The organism is Pseudarthrobacter sp. L1SW, from assembly GCF_020809045.1.
Classification (GTDB): domain Bacteria; phylum Actinomycetota; class Actinomycetes; order Actinomycetales; family Micrococcaceae; genus Arthrobacter.
Window position 1 is genome coordinate 2,737,835 of sequence record NZ_CP078079.1, and the last position, 14,976, is coordinate 2,752,810.

Annotated in this window: 17 protein-coding genes; 8 read left to right on the forward strand and 9 right to left on the reverse strand. The window is 64.4% G+C overall.

Annotated elements, in window-relative coordinates; genetic code table 11:
• Nucleotides 1-66 precede the first annotated feature (66 nt).
• Nucleotides 67-681, reverse strand: a complete 615-nt coding sequence (gene sigE / locus KTR40_RS12570) for an RNA polymerase sigma factor SigE (RefSeq protein WP_139029816.1) — start codon at nucleotides 679-681, stop codon at nucleotides 67-69.
• A 226-nt stretch (nucleotides 682-907) separates the two neighbouring features.
• Here sigE and KTR40_RS12575 point away from each other — a divergent pair, with 226 nt between their 5' ends.
• Nucleotides 908-1,540, forward strand: coding sequence for an O-methyltransferase (locus KTR40_RS12575; protein WP_139029817.1), 633 nt, complete (start codon nucleotides 908-910; stop codon nucleotides 1,538-1,540).
• 56 nt (nucleotides 1,541-1,596) lie between these two features.
• Here the strand turns inward: KTR40_RS12575 and KTR40_RS12580 are convergent, their stop codons facing one another.
• The 4 genes from KTR40_RS12580 to KTR40_RS12595 form a co-directional block, all read right to left on the reverse strand.
• A complete protein-coding gene (locus tag KTR40_RS12580; protein ID WP_009357720.1) occupies nucleotides 1,597-1,764 on the reverse strand; it encodes a DUF3117 domain-containing protein in 168 nt (55 codons plus the stop codon).
• A 233-nt stretch (nucleotides 1,765-1,997) separates the two neighbouring features.
• The gene (locus KTR40_RS12585; protein WP_370633131.1) at nucleotides 1,998-3,263 is read right to left on the reverse strand and encodes a hypothetical protein; all 1,266 of its coding nucleotides are present in this window, start codon (nucleotides 3,261-3,263) and stop codon (nucleotides 1,998-2,000) included.
• Nucleotides 3,260-3,643, reverse strand: a complete 384-nt coding sequence (locus tag KTR40_RS12590) for a DivIVA domain-containing protein (RefSeq protein WP_228403947.1) — start codon at nucleotides 3,641-3,643, stop codon at nucleotides 3,260-3,262. Before KTR40_RS12590 ends, KTR40_RS12585 begins: the two co-directional genes overlap by 4 nt.
• Nucleotides 3,644-3,692: 49 nt before the next feature.
• Nucleotides 3,693-4,475 (reverse strand): TIGR00730 family Rossman fold protein, encoded by a 783-nt coding sequence (locus KTR40_RS12595; RefSeq protein ID WP_104998519.1) that lies wholly within the window; start codon nucleotides 4,473-4,475, stop codon nucleotides 3,693-3,695.
• Nucleotides 4,476-4,580: 105 nt separating this feature from the next.
• On the opposite strand from KTR40_RS12595, the gene KTR40_RS12600 reads away from it, so the two are divergent.
• From KTR40_RS12600 to KTR40_RS12615, 4 genes are all read left to right on the forward strand, one after another.
• Nucleotides 4,581-5,336, forward strand: a complete 756-nt coding sequence (locus KTR40_RS12600) for an amino acid ABC transporter ATP-binding protein (RefSeq protein ID WP_228403948.1) — start codon at nucleotides 4,581-4,583, stop codon at nucleotides 5,334-5,336.
• 70 nt (nucleotides 5,337-5,406) lie between these two features.
• The gene (locus tag KTR40_RS12605; RefSeq protein WP_139029821.1) at nucleotides 5,407-6,294 is read left to right on the forward strand and encodes a glutamate ABC transporter substrate-binding protein; all 888 of its coding nucleotides are present in this window, start codon (nucleotides 5,407-5,409) and stop codon (nucleotides 6,292-6,294) included.
• Nucleotides 6,295-6,379: 85 nt separating this feature from the next.
• On the forward strand, nucleotides 6,380-7,030 hold the full coding sequence (locus KTR40_RS12610) for an amino acid ABC transporter permease (RefSeq protein WP_228403949.1): 651 nt from the start codon (nucleotides 6,380-6,382) through the stop codon (nucleotides 7,028-7,030).
• Nucleotides 7,027-7,866: an amino acid ABC transporter permease gene (locus KTR40_RS12615; RefSeq protein WP_228403950.1), complete on the forward strand. Its 840-nt coding sequence runs from the start codon at nucleotides 7,027-7,029 to the stop codon at nucleotides 7,864-7,866. Before KTR40_RS12610 ends, KTR40_RS12615 begins: the two co-directional genes overlap by 4 nt.
• 76 nt (nucleotides 7,867-7,942) lie before the next feature.
• On the opposite strand, the gene dapE is transcribed toward KTR40_RS12615, so the two are convergent.
• Entirely contained in the window at nucleotides 7,943-9,079 is a 1,137-nt protein-coding gene (gene dapE, locus KTR40_RS12620; RefSeq protein ID WP_228403951.1) for a succinyl-diaminopimelate desuccinylase, read from the reverse strand.
• 50 nt (nucleotides 9,080-9,129) lie between these two features.
• Here dapE and dapD point away from each other — a divergent pair, with 50 nt between their 5' ends.
• On the forward strand, nucleotides 9,130-10,152 hold the full coding sequence (gene dapD / locus KTR40_RS12625; protein WP_228403952.1) for a 2,3,4,5-tetrahydropyridine-2,6-dicarboxylate N-succinyltransferase: 1,023 nt from the start codon (nucleotides 9,130-9,132) through the stop codon (nucleotides 10,150-10,152).
• 7 nt (nucleotides 10,153-10,159) lie between these two features.
• Nucleotides 10,160-11,017 carry a hypothetical protein gene (locus KTR40_RS12630; RefSeq protein WP_139029826.1) on the forward strand — a complete coding sequence of 286 codons (858 nt, stop codon included), beginning with the start codon at nucleotides 10,160-10,162 and terminating at the stop codon, nucleotides 11,015-11,017.
• Nucleotides 11,018-11,066: 49 nt separating this feature from the next.
• Here KTR40_RS12630 and KTR40_RS12635 read toward each other — a convergent pair whose 3' ends face one another.
• Both KTR40_RS12635 and KTR40_RS12640 read right to left on the reverse strand, forming a co-directional pair.
• Nucleotides 11,067-11,678 carry a hypothetical protein gene (locus tag KTR40_RS12635; protein ID WP_139029827.1) on the reverse strand — a complete coding sequence of 204 codons (612 nt, stop codon included), beginning with the start codon at nucleotides 11,676-11,678 and terminating at the stop codon, nucleotides 11,067-11,069.
• Nucleotides 11,679-11,779: 101 nt separating this feature from the next.
• Nucleotides 11,780-12,382 (reverse strand): TetR/AcrR family transcriptional regulator, encoded by a 603-nt coding sequence (locus tag KTR40_RS12640; RefSeq protein WP_228403953.1) that lies wholly within the window; start codon nucleotides 12,380-12,382, stop codon nucleotides 11,780-11,782.
• A gap of 142 nt (nucleotides 12,383-12,524) precedes the next feature.
• On the opposite strand from KTR40_RS12640, the gene galE reads away from it, so the two are divergent.
• The gene (gene galE, locus KTR40_RS12645; protein ID WP_228403954.1) at nucleotides 12,525-13,538 is read left to right on the forward strand and encodes a UDP-glucose 4-epimerase GalE; all 1,014 of its coding nucleotides are present in this window, start codon (nucleotides 12,525-12,527) and stop codon (nucleotides 13,536-13,538) included.
• A gap of 146 nt (nucleotides 13,539-13,684) precedes the next feature.
• Here galE and KTR40_RS12650 read toward each other — a convergent pair whose 3' ends face one another.
• Nucleotides 13,685-14,971 carry a citrate synthase gene (locus KTR40_RS12650; protein WP_139029831.1) on the reverse strand — a complete coding sequence of 429 codons (1,287 nt, stop codon included), beginning with the start codon at nucleotides 14,969-14,971 and terminating at the stop codon, nucleotides 13,685-13,687.
• Nucleotides 14,972-14,976 lie beyond the last annotated feature (5 nt).

Below are 14,976 nucleotides of genomic sequence, written 5' to 3' on the forward strand. Positions count from 1 at the left end.
GACTGAAGGTGGCTGCGGGTGCGCTGATGCCTGCGTCCGAATGGAGAAGGGGACCTCATGCGCCGTTCAGAGGATGCCCGCGATGCGCGGCATGGACAGTTTCCGGCGCGACTGTTGGGGACGCGGATCCCGGTGGGCCAGCTTCTCCCGCAGCATGGTCCTCCCGCGGTGGATCCGGGAGCGGACGGTGCCCAGCTTCACGCCGAGGGCTTCCGCCACTTCGTCGTAGGACAGGCCTTCAAGGTCGCACAGGACGACGGCGGCGCGGAAGTCAGGCGGCAGTTCCTCCAGCGCAGCCTGCACGTCAACATCGAGGTTGTTCAGCTCGAAGCTCTGTTCCGGTCCGGGTTCCCGGCCGGGAAGCCGGGACTCAGCGTCCTCGGCAAGGGCGTCGAACCTGATCCGGGTCTTTCTCCGTGCCTGGTCCAGGAAGAGGTTCGTGGTGATCCGGTGCAGCCACCCGTCCAAGGTGCCCGGCTTGAAGTTCTCCAGCGAGCGGAAAACGCGGACAAACACCTCCTGGGTGAGGTCCTCGGCGTCGTACTTGTTCCCGGTCAGGCGGTATGCCAGCCGGTAAACCTTGGCCGAGTGGTTGGTGACCACTTCTTCCCAGGTGGGACGGACCCACTCCGGATCAGGATGATTTGCTGCAGGGACAGGTGCCACAACTGAAGATGACATCGTCCACTCCCCTCGTGGAATGCTAACGCCCGGATACTGTTGACATCTCTGATTCGGCGCCGGTCACCTTTTGGATGAGCGGATAATAATCATTTCAAAGTTGTCTGGGAATTTCCTGATTGTGCCCAAGTTCAGCCGTGGGCGCAACAGCCCGCCTCCGCTGCTGTTGCCACCGGACACAGTAGGCTGTAAAGGACATTCCCCTGCCGCCCAGAAAGCGAAACCCATGAGCGCCGACAAGTCCACCAGCTGGTCCTATGCAGAAGATCTGCCCGCTGAGGATGAGGTCATGCTTCGGGCCCGGGAGCGCTCCTTTGAGCTGGGTGTAACGCCGGTTGGACCGGGGGTTGGCGCAGTGCTCACCGTGCTGGCCGCCGCGTCCAAGGCCCAGACCGCCGTCGAAATCGGAACCGGTGCCGGGGTCTCCGGTGTCTGCCTGCTCCGGGGCCTCGGGCCCCAGTCCGTCCTCACCACCATCGACGTGGACGTGGAACACCTCAAGGCCGCCCGCGAAGCATTTTCCGAGGCAGGCAGCCCGGCCAACCGCACCCGCACCATTTCCGGCCGGGCCGGCGATGTCCTGCCGCGCCTGACGGACAACGCCTATGACCTGGTGTTCATCGACGCCGACAAGCCAGGCCTCCCGGGCTATGTGGAGCAGGCCGTCCGGCTCCTGAAACCGGCCGGGCTGCTGATCATCAACGATGCCCTGGACAAGGACAAGGTGGCCAACCCCGCCGGCCGGGAGGCCACAACGGTGGTCCTGCGCCAGGTGGGCAAGGCAATCCGCGACGACGAGAGGCTTGCGTCCGCCATGCTTCCCACCGGCGACGGGCTGCTGGTAGCGGTCAAGAAGTAGCAGCAGGATACGGGCAGGGCCCGCAGCCTGCTGGCTGCGGGCCCTGCCCGGCACGATTATTCGGTAACGCCGACGAGGCATTCCTTGAGGTTTGCTGCTTCGGCAGCGTTCAGCTCGACCACCAGGCGCCCGCCGCCCTCGAGCGGGACGCGCATGATCAGGCTGCGGCCCTCCTTGGTGACTTCCATTGGGCCGTCGCCGGTGCGTGGTTTCATAGCCGCCATGAGGAATTCCCCTCCATTTTGTCCCAGGACTGATCAGCCCGGGCGGGCTGTGTCCGCATGTCGATCAAGCCGCTATGGCGGAGTGGATGGACACCGCCAAGGCTGAGCGTATTCTGAATGCTTTTTGTCCTTGCTTACTTATCATTATCGCGGAATTACCCGTACGTAGCTAATCGATGGACATTTCCAACGTCTTGCTATTTCAGTCCTGACCTGCGCCGAAGTCCCCGTGGCTAGGGTGGATAATCCCCGCCGCCTGGCAATTGCGCCCAGGCCCACAGCCACACGATCCAGACGATCTGCAGCAGCAGGAACATGGTGACCACGGTCCACCGGTAGGCCCGCGAGCCGGAGAGCAGGACAGCACCCAGCGCGAGCGGAAACAGCGGCAGGAGCATACGGAAAGTGCTGGTCTGCGGGTGCAGGAACACCACCAGGTACCCCATGTAGCAGGCGCACCACAGCCGGAGTTCAACGCCGAGCTGCCGTACCGGCGGCAGGAACAGCATGGCGCCGAACAGTGCCACGAAAACGAACGGCGCCAGCAGGCCCAGGACCGGGCCAAAGAGGTCGACGCCGGTGTCGAACCAGGGCTTGAAGGGCACCAGGTCGTGCCCGCGCCACACAGTTTCAGTCTTGGTATAGGCCTGGATATCGCCCGTTGCTGCCCACGCGGCGGCGGGCCAGGCAAGCGCCATCGCCCCTCCGGCGGCGGTAAGGGCAGCCAGCGCCGCGAGGTCGCCGTTCGAGTGGGTCCCTTCGCGTTGCCCGCTGCCGTCCCGCCGGGCACTGAACCGCTGCCACACGTGGCGCAGGAGAACCAGTCCGAGCATGGCTGCGAACGGGACCCCCACCGGCCGCGAGAGGCACAGGAGGAATACCACCGGGATGGCCCACAAGTACTGCCGGCGCACCACCAGCAGCAATGCTCCCGCGAGCAGCAGCAGCGTCAACGACTCGGCGTAGGGCACCTGGAGGATTGCGGACACGGGGAAGGTGGAGAAGAAGGCCACGCCCCACAGGGCGGGTGCGTGGGTGGCCTTGTGCCGGAAGAGGATGTAGACCACCAGGGCGGCTCCCCACCCTGCCAGCATGGCGATGATGGTCAGGGCCGCGGCCGGATTCATGCCGGTCAGCGCGCTGAGGCCACCGGCCAGGGCAGGAAACAACGGATAGAAGGCCCAGGCGTTCTCCTGGACATTGCCGGCAGCATCGGTCGGCAGGACGGAGGGGTAGCCTTCAGCAATGACCTGGCCGTACCAGCGCGCATCCCAGATGTTGATGAAGTTCCAGTAATCCGGTTTGGCGGGAAACCAGGGGTTGGGGCCCTGGTGCAGGGCGGCGGCCATGAAGATGCAGGCGGTGACCAGCCGGGCCGCGAAGTAGATGGCGGTGGCCTGCAGCCACCAGGGCCAGCCTTGGACAGCCCGCCCGGCCTGCCCGGCCAGCACCTGGAGAGACGGGACAAGGCCTGCCCCCCGCCGCGCCACGGTGCTCACAGCGGGTTCTTTCCAGGCGATGTGTTGTTCTTGTCGGATTCCGGTCCGGGGGTGGCTTCCATGGCCAACAGTGCTGCCCGGAGCCCATCAATTTCCTGCTGTTTGGACGCGAGCTGGTCCCGCAGCTCGTCCAGGACCTGGTCCACCTGCTCCATCCGGTAGCCGCGCAGGCCGAGGGAGAAACGCACGCGGTCGACGTCCTCCGGGGCTGCCTGCGCCGGCAGCAGGACAGGAGGAAGGTTGGCCGGCGGCTGCTCGAAACCGCCGCCCGCCAGGACAGGCAGCGGGCCCTCGCCTGACGTGCCGGAACGTAGCCCAAGGCCGATCCAGAAAACCGCCCCAATCAGCACAATGGCCAGGAAAACCAGAAAAAAGCTCACCGTTCCATCGTGCCAGACGGGATGGCGCGCCGCCGTCCGGACGCTCGGGCTACTCCGGCCGCTGCTCCCCGTTAAGCGAGGGGGTAATGGCTACGTGGAGCACCCGGTCCACCGCCTCCGCGGGATCGTCAACCACCTGGATCAGGTCCAGGTCCTTCTCCGAGACCATGCCTTCGGCCACGAGTGTTCCCCTGATCCACTCGATCATCGGACCCCAGAACTCGACGCCGAGGAGCACGATGGGGAACGACGTCACCTTTCGCGTCTGAACCAGCACCATCGCCTCAAAAAGCTCATCCAGGGTGCCCAGGCCGCCCGGCAGGACGATGAACCCCTGCGCGTACTTGACGAACATGGTCTTGCGGGCAAAGAAGTACCTGAAGTTGATGCCCAGGTCCACCCACTGGTTCAGGCCCTGCTCAAAGGGAAGTTCGATGCCCAGGCCGACGGACACGCCGTTGCCTTCCACAGTGCCGCGGTTGGCCGCTTCCATGGATCCGGGGCCGCCGCCGGTGATGACGGCAACGCCGGCCTCGGCCAGCTTCCGCCCCACTTCGACGCCCATCTCGTAGTATGGGCTGCCGGGCTTGGTGCGGGCGGAACCGAAGACGCTCACGGCCTTGCCAATGTCGGCCAGGGCGCCGAAACCTTCCACGAACTCGCTCTGGATGCGCAGGACACGCCAGGGATCAGTGTGGACAAACTGGCCGGGTCCCTTGGTGTCGAGCAGATGCTGGTCAGACATATCCACGGCCGCCTGCTTGCGGCGCAGTTCAAGGGGGCCCTTACGGCGCGGCTGGGAATTTCTGGCCGGATCTGCGTTGATGCTCATTCACCAAGGCTAACCTCCCGCAGGAGGTATCTCTTGAATCACGATCCGCAGGAAGTTGGGGTGATTCGCATCATAAAGACCTGTATGTTCGCTAGATTCTTTCTTATGACTACTCATGTGCCCGGAGATGCGCTTGTCTCCCTGAACGGCGTAAATAAGCACTACGGCCAGCTGCATGTTTTGAAGGACATCAACCTGCAGGTCCGCAAGGGCGAGGTTGTCGTGGTCATCGGGCCTTCCGGCTCCGGTAAGTCCACCCTCTGCCGTGCCATCAACCGCCTGGAAACCATCGAAGGCGGCACCATCAGCATCGACGGGAAGGTGCTTCCGGGGGAAGGCAAGGAGCTTGCCCAGCTCCGCGCCGACGTCGGAATGGTCTTCCAGTCCTTTAACCTCTTCGCGCACAAAACCATCCTGGAGAACGTGACGCTCGGCCCCATCAAGGTCAAGGGCGTCGCAAAGGCTACGGCGGACAAAGACGCCATGGCCCTGCTTGAACGCGTCGGCGTTGGCCACCAGGCCCCCAAGCTGCCGGCACAGCTTTCAGGCGGGCAGCAGCAGCGCGTGGCCATCGCACGGGCTTTGGCAATGAAGCCGAAGGTCATGCTGTTTGATGAGCCCACCTCGGCCCTGGACCCGGAAATGATCAACGAGGTCCTGGACGTCATGGTCCAGCTGGCCAAGGAGGGCATGACCATGATCGTGGTCACCCACGAGATGGGCTTTGCCCGCAAGGCCGCGGATCGCGTCGTGTTCATGGCGGACGGCCAGATTGTCGAAGACGCCACCCCGGAAGAATTCTTCACCAACCCGAAGAGTGAACGTGCCAAGGACTTCCTTTCCAAGCTCCTGACGCACTGACCCACACCTGAACAAACACTCCCAGTTCGCACCGAGGCCGTGACCCACGGCCATCAATGAAAGGAATGTCATGAAGGCATTTATGACCCGGCGGAAATCATTCTTCGTGGCGGCTACCGCCGCCCTCGCCCTGTCCCTGAGCGCCTGCGGCGGAGGCGGCGGCGGAACGACCACCAACCCCAGCCCTGCCGAGAAGCCGTCCTTCGCAGCCGGGACCACCATGGAGAAACTCTCCAAGGCCGGCACCATCAAGATCGGCACCAAGTTCGACCAGCCGCTCTTCGGCCAGGTGGGCCTGGACGGCAAGCCGGTCGGCTTCGACGTCGAAATCGGTAAGCTCATCGCCGCCAAGCTGGGCATCGCTGCGGACAAGATCGAATGGTCCGAGACTGTCTCGGCCAACCGCGAACCCTTCATCGAGCAGGGCAAGGTGGACCTGGTCATCGCCACGTACACCATCAATGACAAGCGCAAGCAGGTTGTCAGCTTCGCCGGGCCGTACTACGAGGCCGGCCAGGCCCTCATGGTGAACAAGGACAACGACTCCATCAAGAAGCCGGAAGACGTCAAGGGCAAGAAGGTCTGCTCGGTCACCGGTTCGACGCCGGCCGCCACCATCGTGGACAAGTACGGGGCAGAGCTGGTCCCGGCCGCAACCTACTCGGCATGCCTGGAGCCGCTGCGCAACAAGCAGGTTGAAGCGGTCACCACGGACAACGTCATCCTTGCCGGTTTCGTTGACAAGGAACCGGACGCCTTCAAGCTGGCTTCCGACGAAACGTTCACCAAGGAGCCCTACGGCATCGGCCTGAAGAAGGACGACACCGAGTTCCGCAACTGGATCAATGACCAGCTGGAGTCCTTCGAAAAGGACGGAAGCTACAAGAAGGCCTGGGAGGCCACTGCCGGCGAAGTCATCAAGACTGCGCCCAGCCTGCCCACGATCAACCGCTACTAGGCGGCCGTTCGTTGCCGGGGCCGGTCCGCCGGTCCCGGCGACGCCACGCCTTCACTTCCGTCCACTCCCAGAGCCGAAGGATCCTATGGACGTCATTCTTGAAAACCTGCCCCTGTACTGGAACGGTTTTCTCCGCACCCTTTTTCTTTCAGCCGTATCCGGGATCATCGCGCTGGTATTGGGCACGCTGCTTGCGGCTGCCAGGGTTTCCCCGGTGGCTGCCCTCCGTGGCTTCAGCACGGTCTACGTGGAGGTTCTCCGGAACACACCCCTGACCATCGCCTTCTTCTTCGCCGCCATCGTGCTCCCCCGCCTCGGGGTCAAGTTTGAGCAGTTTGAGGTTGCCGCGATCATTGCCCTCAGCACCTACACCGCAGCATTCATCGCCGAAGCTGTCCGTTCGGGTGTCAACAGCGTTCCGGTGGGTCAGGCTGAGGCCGCCCGCAGCATTGGCATGAAGTTTGGCCAGGTGCTGTCCCTCATCATCCTGCCGCAGGCCCTGAGGACGGTGATCCCGCCGCTGATCAACATCCTGATTGCGCTGGTGAAGAACTCCTCCGTGGCGGGTGCATTCTTTGTTTTGGAACTCTTCGGCTACGGCCGCCAGCTGGCCAACGCCAACGGTGACGCCGTCATCGCGGTGCTGTTGGGAACGGCGTTCTTCTATCTGCTCCTCACCGTTCCGCTGGGCATCCTAGCCAGCACGGTGGAACGAAAGGTGGCGATTGCCCGATGAGCTCAGTCCTTTACGACGTTCCCGGCCCCAAGGCCCGGCGCGTCTCCCTGATCGCTTCGATGGCCGGTTCCGTGCTGATCCTCGGCCTGCTGGCATGGATTGTCATGACCCTCGCGCAGCAGGGCATTTTTGAGGGCCGCCGCTGGCAGATCTTCACCCGCGGCGACGTGTGGACGCTCCTGGGAAACGGCCTCGGCGCCACCCTGAGCGCGGCAGCCCTGGCGGCGGTTATCGCCTTCCCCCTCGGACTGCTCCTCTGCCTGCTGCGAATCTCTGATGCCGCCTTCATCAGGATCCCCACCCGGGTGGTGCTGGAGTTCCTCCGCGGCATGCCCGTCGTCCTGATGATGCTGTTCGTCCTGTTGGGCTTCGGTACCTCGCCGTTCATTGCTGTTGTCACCGGCCTGGTGCTCTACAACTCAGCTGTGTTCGCCGAAATCATCCGGGCCGGCATCCAGTCCCTGCCAAAGGGGCAGCGTGAAGCCGGCCTGGCCATCGGCCTGACGAGCTTCCAGTCCCGCATGCAGATCGAGCTCCCGCAGGCGATCCGCCGCATGATGCCGTCCCTGGTGGCGCAGATGGTGGTCCTCCTGAAGGACACCTCGCTCGGCTACATCGTGGCGTACGGCGAACTCCTGCGCGCGGTGCAGGTGATGGCGGACTTCCTGGGTACGCAGTTCCTGTTCCCCATCTTCTTTGTGGCCGCCGCAATCTACATCGCCATCAACATCCTTGTTTCAAGGATCGCGGTGTGGATCGAGCGCCGCGGCTCCAAGAAGGCTGCAGGCGGAATGGCCAAGGCCGAACCCGCCGCAGTGGAGGCGGGAGCGCCTTAGGGTGTACCGACACAGTGATGGCCCGGATCTTCGGATCCGGGCCATCACTGTCTTAACGGGGGCGCAGGCCGGCGGCCTAGCCTGCCATCCAGTCCTGCAGTGCCCGCAGGCAGGTACGGATGGCCTCAGCGTCAACGTGCTCATTGTCCTTGTGCGCCAGCAGCGGGTCCCCGGGCCCGAAGTTCACTGCCGGAATCCCCAGCTCGCTGAAACGCGCGACGTCGGTCCAGCCGTATTTGGGCTTCGGCCTGGCGCCCACGGCGGAGACGAAGGACGCAGCCGCAGGGTGCTGGAGGCCGGGCCGCGCCCCGGCGGCAGCATCGGTGCGGACCACGTCAAACCCCTCAAGGAGTTCCCGTACCACGGCTTCGGCCTGGTCCGGCGTCTTGTCCGGGGCAAACCGGTAGTTGATCTCCACCACGCAGCGGTCCGGGATGACGTTTCCGGCAGTGCCGCCGTTGATCTTCACGGCGTTGAGGCTCTCCCGGTACTCCAGTCCGTCCACGTTGACGGTCAGCGGCTGGTACGCGGCCAGCCTCGCCAAAATTGGCGCGGCGGCGTGGATGGCGTTGCTGCCCATCCATGCGCGTGCGGAATGGGCAGCCTCCCCCACGGTTGTTACTTCAAACCGGCTGGTGCCGTTGCAGCCACCTTCCACCGTCCCGTGGGTTGGTTCCAGCAGGATCGCAAAGTCTCCGTCCAGCAGGTGGCCGTGGTTCCGCACCAGCCGGCCAAGTCCGCTTTTGACGGCCTCCACTTCCTCGTGGTCGTAGAAGACGAAGGTGACGTCCCGCTTCGGCGACGCCCCGTCGTCGAACATGGTGGCGGCGAGGGCAAGCTGCACCGCGACGCCGCCCTTCATGTCCGTCGCGCCGCGGCCGTACAGGATCCCCTCGCCGGGGACGCCGGAGTCCCAGGTGGAGGGGACTGTCCCTTTTGCTCCGTCCGCCAGGGGCAGCGGAACGGTGTCCAGATGCCCTGCCAGGATGACCCGCTCCGAACAGCCGAGCTCGGTACGGGCGATCATAGAATCCCCGTCCCGGAGCACGCTCAGTTGGGGGATGCCCAACAGCGCCGCCTCAATGGCGTCCGCCAGTTCCGTTTCATTTCCGGACACACTGTTGATGTCCATGATGGCGGCTGTAAGGAGCGCAACGTCCTGGCGGAGGTCGAGCGTCAGGGTGGAAGGGTCCGGAGTGGTTTCGGCAGTCACGAAGCCAGTCTAGTTCGGACCCTGTCCCTGCCCCTCGATAGACTGGGGCCATGACTGAGACTGCTTCTTCCGCCGTGCCCGAAACCTCGAACGCAACCACCGACGATCGCTCCGCCTACGGCTTCGGCGTGGCCACAATTGCCACCGCCGACGCCAGCGTACTGGATGTGTGGTTTCCGGCACCGGCCCTCGGTGTTGCCGCCGAAAACCTGCGTTCCGTGGAGGACGCGGACCAGTCCCTCATCCTCATCGCAGAGAATGGTGCCGACGAGGACCGCGGCACGGAGCAGAAAGTGGTTTTTGTCCAGATCAACCTCGATGAGGCCCCGGCAGATACCGCCGATGCCTACCTGCGCCTGCACCTCCTCTCGCACCGCCTCGTCAAGCCCAACACCATCAACCTGGACGGCATCTTCGGCAACCTGCCCAACGTTGTCTGGACCAACTTCGGCCCCGCCCCGGTGGAGGGCTTCGAGCTGACCCGCGCGCGGCTGCGGCGCCGCGGCGCCGTCACCGTCTACGGCATCGACAAGTTCCCGCGCATGGTGGACTACGTGGTGCCCACCGGCGTAAGGATTGCCGACGCCGACCGTGTGCGGCTGGGTGCCCACCTGGCGGAAGGCACCACCGTGATGCACGAAGGCTTCGTCAACTTCAATGCCGGAACCCTGGGAACCTCCATGGTGGAAGGCCGCATCTCGGCGGGCGTAGTGACCGGCAACGGCAGCGACGTCGGCGGCGGCGCCTCCATCATGGGCACCCTTTCGGGCGGGGGCAAGGAAAAAATCACCATCGGCGAGCGGGTCCTGCTCGGCGCAAACTCAGGCGTCGGCATCAGTATCGGTGACGACTCCGTGGTCGAGGCGGGGCTGTACGTCACCGCGGGAACCCGGGTTCGTATCCCCGGGCCAAAGGATGAGGTGGGTGAGGACACCACCAAGATCGTCAAGGCCGCGGAACTGTCCGGCGTGCCCAACCTGCTGTTCCGCCGCAACTCCACCACGGGCGTGGTGGAGGTCCTCCCCCGCCAGGGCCAGACCGTGGAACTCAACGACGCCCTGCACGCCAACTGATCCTTCCATGGCACGAAGACGCAGCCTGCGCCGCCTTGTGGTACTGGTGCTCACCCTGGCACTGGTAGCCGGCGGCATCTATTCGGCCGTGTTTTTCCTGCAGCGTTCCGAAACCCTCGTTTCGGAACGCTGCAGGGCCGTGATTGACGAGCGGACCTCCGAGCTGGCCCCGGACCAGGCCGTCTACGCGGCGCTGATCACCGCTGTTGCCGTGCAGCGCGGACTTCCACCGCGGGCTGCGAGCATTGCGCTGGCTACCGCCATGCAGGAGTCCAAGCTGCGGAATATCGAGCACGGAGACCAGGCCGGCCCGGACTCGCGCGGACTGTTCCAGCAGCGTCCTTCCCAGGGGTGGGGGACGGAGGAACAGATCATGGATCCGTACTATGCGGCGAATGCCTTCTATGACGCCCTGGTAAAGATCCCCGGCTATGAGTCACTTGAAATTACCGAGGCAGCCCAGCGCGTGCAGCGTTCCGCCTACCCCACCGCCTACGCGCAGCACGAGGAAATGGGACGAACCTTTGCTTCCGGCCTGACCGGCCAGACGCCAGAGGCCGTCGAATGCACCCTCCGCGCCGCCGGCACTGGCGGCGACGCCGCAGCGGTGTCCGCCGAGCTGGACCAGGCGTACGGCCCGCTGGGAACAACCGTTGACGGTGAGACCCTGGTGGTCGAGGCTGCGGGCAGCCAGGCATGGTCCGTGGCCCAATGGGCGGTTGCCAACGCCAAAGGCTTTGAGGTCACACAGGTTGAGGTGGCGGGCAGGAGCTGGAACCGTGCATCGCGGGACGGCTGGCAGGAATCTACAGCCCCCGAGGGCGAGGTCCGGATCACCGTAGCTGCTGGCGAGACTGCCAGTTGAGGGCGGGCTATCGCGGTGCAGTCGGCGTCTGCGCCCAGGCCAAGGCACCCTAAACCAGGATCTCCACCACTGGCTGCACGTAGCTGCGGAAAAGCTCCGGCTCGCCCATCAGCTTGTTGCTCATGATGATCTTGTCCGGCTCCATGTACCAGGCCCGCTGTTCGTTCAGCGGCAGCTCGATGATGGTCAGCTTGAAGTCACGGGAATCACGGCCCACCTCCATGAGCCTGTCATCGACCATGTCCTCAAGAAGCTGGTCCGCACCGCTGGCTGCCCGCTCCGCCTCTATCTCGGCGTACTCGCTCCTGCGCTCCCGGGCCCAGGTGAGGGCAGCACCGAAATGTGCCTGCAGCACACGCTGCAGCGCTGGCGAATTGCCGAAGGCATCGAAGTTGGGCGGTGACAGGTCCGGGGACGTGTGGGGATGGGCCTTGAGCAGCTGTTCCCACCAGGCTTCCCACTCTGTCTTCAATGCACTGAGGCCACCGACATCCGCGGTCAGGTGCGAATGGTCGGCGCGGCGGACCTTTGGCGCCGCATGGGACAATGATGGCTGCCCTGCCCCGTCAAGCCCTGCAGTATCCCGGACGTACAGGGCTATCATCATGGGCCCTGACGTGTCCGTGGTGATTTGCCACCTGGTACCGCTTGTCTGATGCATCCGACGTCCTTCCGTGGCGTGCTCTTACCGGGGTTGGGTGATCGGGCAGCGCCCCCTGGTAATCAGTCTATTCCCCCCAATGCCCACGTTAGTGGCTGTCATCACATCCCGTCGAGGTGCCGTTCAAGGACGTCGATGCACATATCGCGCGTCATCCATTCGGGTTGCAGCAGCGCATGCATGCACAGCCCATCGAGCGTTGCCAGCAGCCTCTCCGCCTCCAGCACAAGGCTTTCCTGCGGCTCGTCCTCCGGCATCAAGGCGCTGACTACCCGCCCCACGATGACGGCCACCTCGCGGTGGCTCCGGTCCGCCTCGGCAGCCAGGAACGGCCGCACCCTGGCCGCATTCTTGAACGCCATCCAGGCGCACGCCTCGAGCGCACGCTGCTCATCCAGGGGCAGGATGCCGCACAGCAGTGTTAACACGGCCCCGCGGTGCCCATCGGAGCCGGGAACGGCCTCATGCACCGCCGGCAGGGACATTCCAAGCCGGCGGACGATGCGGTCCACTACCGTGGCGAATGAGTAGGAGAGCAGTTCCTCGCTGCCGGCGAAGTAGTGCCGCACGGAACCCACAGCGAGCCCGGCCTCATCGGCCACTTCCCGCAGCGAGGCCCGCTCCAGCCCGTCACCTGCAATAATCCGAAGAACTGCTTCAACCACGTCCTGGCGCCGGGTTTCGGCATCTACGATTTTGGGCACTACTTCTATTTAGCACGGATGTGCCCTCCTAGGGGCCCCGGCATGCCGTGGCCCGTGCATCTGACCCTGGCCCGGGCAGCTACGCTGCCCGGCATCCGGGATGCGGCGGCGGCAGTACGTGTTGTTGGGATAGCGTTGAGGCATGAAGATTCTGGTCACCGGAGGCACCGGCTACATCGGTTCCCACACTGTTTTGTCCCTGCAGGAAGCCGGCCATGACGTGGTGGTGATCGACAACCTGGTCAACTCCAGTGAAGAGTCCCTCCGGCGCGTAGCGGAACTCAGCGGCAAGACCGCAAAGTTCCATAATGTCGACCTCGTGGACGAGGCCGCCGTCGAGCGTGTCTTCGCCGACAGCGCCATCGACGCGGTCATCCACTTCGCGGGACTGAAGGCAGTCGGCGAATCCGTCCGTGAACCGCTCAAGTACTACTACAACAACCTGGTGGGGACCCTGAACCTCATCCGGGTGATGGACCGCCACGATGTCCGGTCCATTGTCTTCAGCTCCTCAGCCACGGTCTACGGCGAGCACAACCCCATCCCCTACGTCGAAAAAATGGAAATCGGCGCCAACAACCCCTACGGCCGCACCAAGGAACAGATCGAGGACATCCTCTCCGACCTCGGTAATGCCGACCCCCGCTGGCACATCGCCCTGCTGCGCTACTTCAACCCCGTCGGCGCCCACCCCTCCGGCCGGATCGGCGAAGACCCCCAGGGCATCCCCAACAACCTCGTCCCCTTCATCGCCCAGGTCGCCGTGGGCCGGCGCGAGAAACTCATGGTCTTCGGCGGCGACTACGACACCCCCGACGGGACCTGCCTGCGCGACTACATCCACGTCGTCGACCTCGCCGAAGGCCACGTAGCCGCACTCAACCACGTGGCGGACCGCGCCGGCGTCTTCCGCTGGAACCTCGGCTCCGGCAAGGGCTCCTCCGTCCTTGAAGTCCTCCGCTCCTTCGAAAAAGCCGTGGGCAAGCCCATCCCGTACGAAATCACCGGCCGCCGGGCCGGCGACCTCCCCGCCTTCTGGGCCGACGCCACCTCAGCCCTCGCCGACCTCAGCTGGTCCACCACCAAAACCGTGGACGAAATGTGCGAGGACCACTGGCGCTGGCAGAAGAACAACCCCCAGGGCTACACCTCCTGACCCCACCCGTCGGTTGCTCCGTCCCGGTCGTTTTGAGGCCCGAAAGGACCGGTACGGAGCAATCCATGAAGAATTAACGACGTCGGCCGCCCACCTTTGGAAGGTGGGCGGCCGATGTCGTACTCCAGGCTTTGCGGAACCGGTGGCTAGCGGACCGGGTAGTCCCGCTCCGGTTCGCCGATGTACAGCTGGCGCGGGCGGCCGATCTTGGTGTTCGGATCGCTGATCATCTCGCGCCACTGGGCGATCCAGCCCGGGAGGCGGCCGATGGCGAAGAGCACGGTGAACATCTTCTCGGGGAAGCCCATGGCCTTGTAGATCAGGCCTGTGTAGAAGTCGACGTTCGGGTAGAGCTTGCGCTGGATGAAGTAGTCATCGTTCAGCGCCTTTTCTTCCAGGCGCAGGGCGATGTCCAGCAGCTCGTCGTTGCCGCCGAGCTTGGTGAGGATCTCGTGCGCGGTGGCCTTGACGATCTTGGCGCGCGGATCGTAGTTCTTGTAGACGCGGTGCCCGAAGCCCATGAGGCGGACGCCGTCTTCCTTGTTCTTGACCTTCTCCATGTAGTCCTCGGGCTTGGTGCCGTCGGCCTGGATCTGGCGGAGCATCTTGAGCACAGCCTCGTTGGCGCCGCCGTGGGCAGGCCCAAACAGGGCGTTGATGCCTGCGGACACTGACGCGAACAGGTTGGCGTTGGAGGAGCCCACCAGCCTCACCGTGGAGGTGGAGCAGTTCTGCTCGTGGTCCGCGTGCAGGATCAGGAGCAGGTCCAGCGCCTTCGCGACGATCGGGTCCACTTCGTACTGCTCGGCCGGGAGCCCAAAGCTGAGGCGCAGGAAGTTCTCCACGAGGTTGTGGGAGTTGTCCGGGTACAGCATGGGCTGGCCGATGGACTTCTTGTGCGCGTACGCCGCGATGACCGGGAGCTTGGCCATGAGGCGGATGGTGGAGACTTCCACCTGTTCTGCGTTGAACGGGTCCAGCGAGTCCTGGTAGAAGGTGGACAGCGCGGAAACGGCCGAGGACAGGACGGGCATGGGGTGCGCGTCGCGGGGGAAGCCGCCGAAGAAGCCCTTGAGCTCCTCATGCAGCAGCGTGTGGCGCCGGATCTTCTGGTCGAACTCGTCCAGTTCCGTGGGTGTGGGCAGGTTGCCGTAGATCAGCAGGTAGGACACCTCGAGGAAGCTGGAGTGCTGCGCGAGCTGCTCGATGGGGTATCCGCGGTACCGCAGGATGCCCGCATCGCCATCGATGTAGGTGATAGCCGAGGTGGTGGCTGCGGTGTTCATGAAGCCGGGGTCAAAGGTGACTGCGCCCGTCTGCTTCAGCAGCTTGGAAACGTCGTAGCCTTCGTTCCCTTCAATAACCTGGATGCGCGGGAGCTTAAGCTCGCCTCCTGCGTGGAGCAGGGTCGCTGCGTTGTTGGTCTCAGTCATGGAGT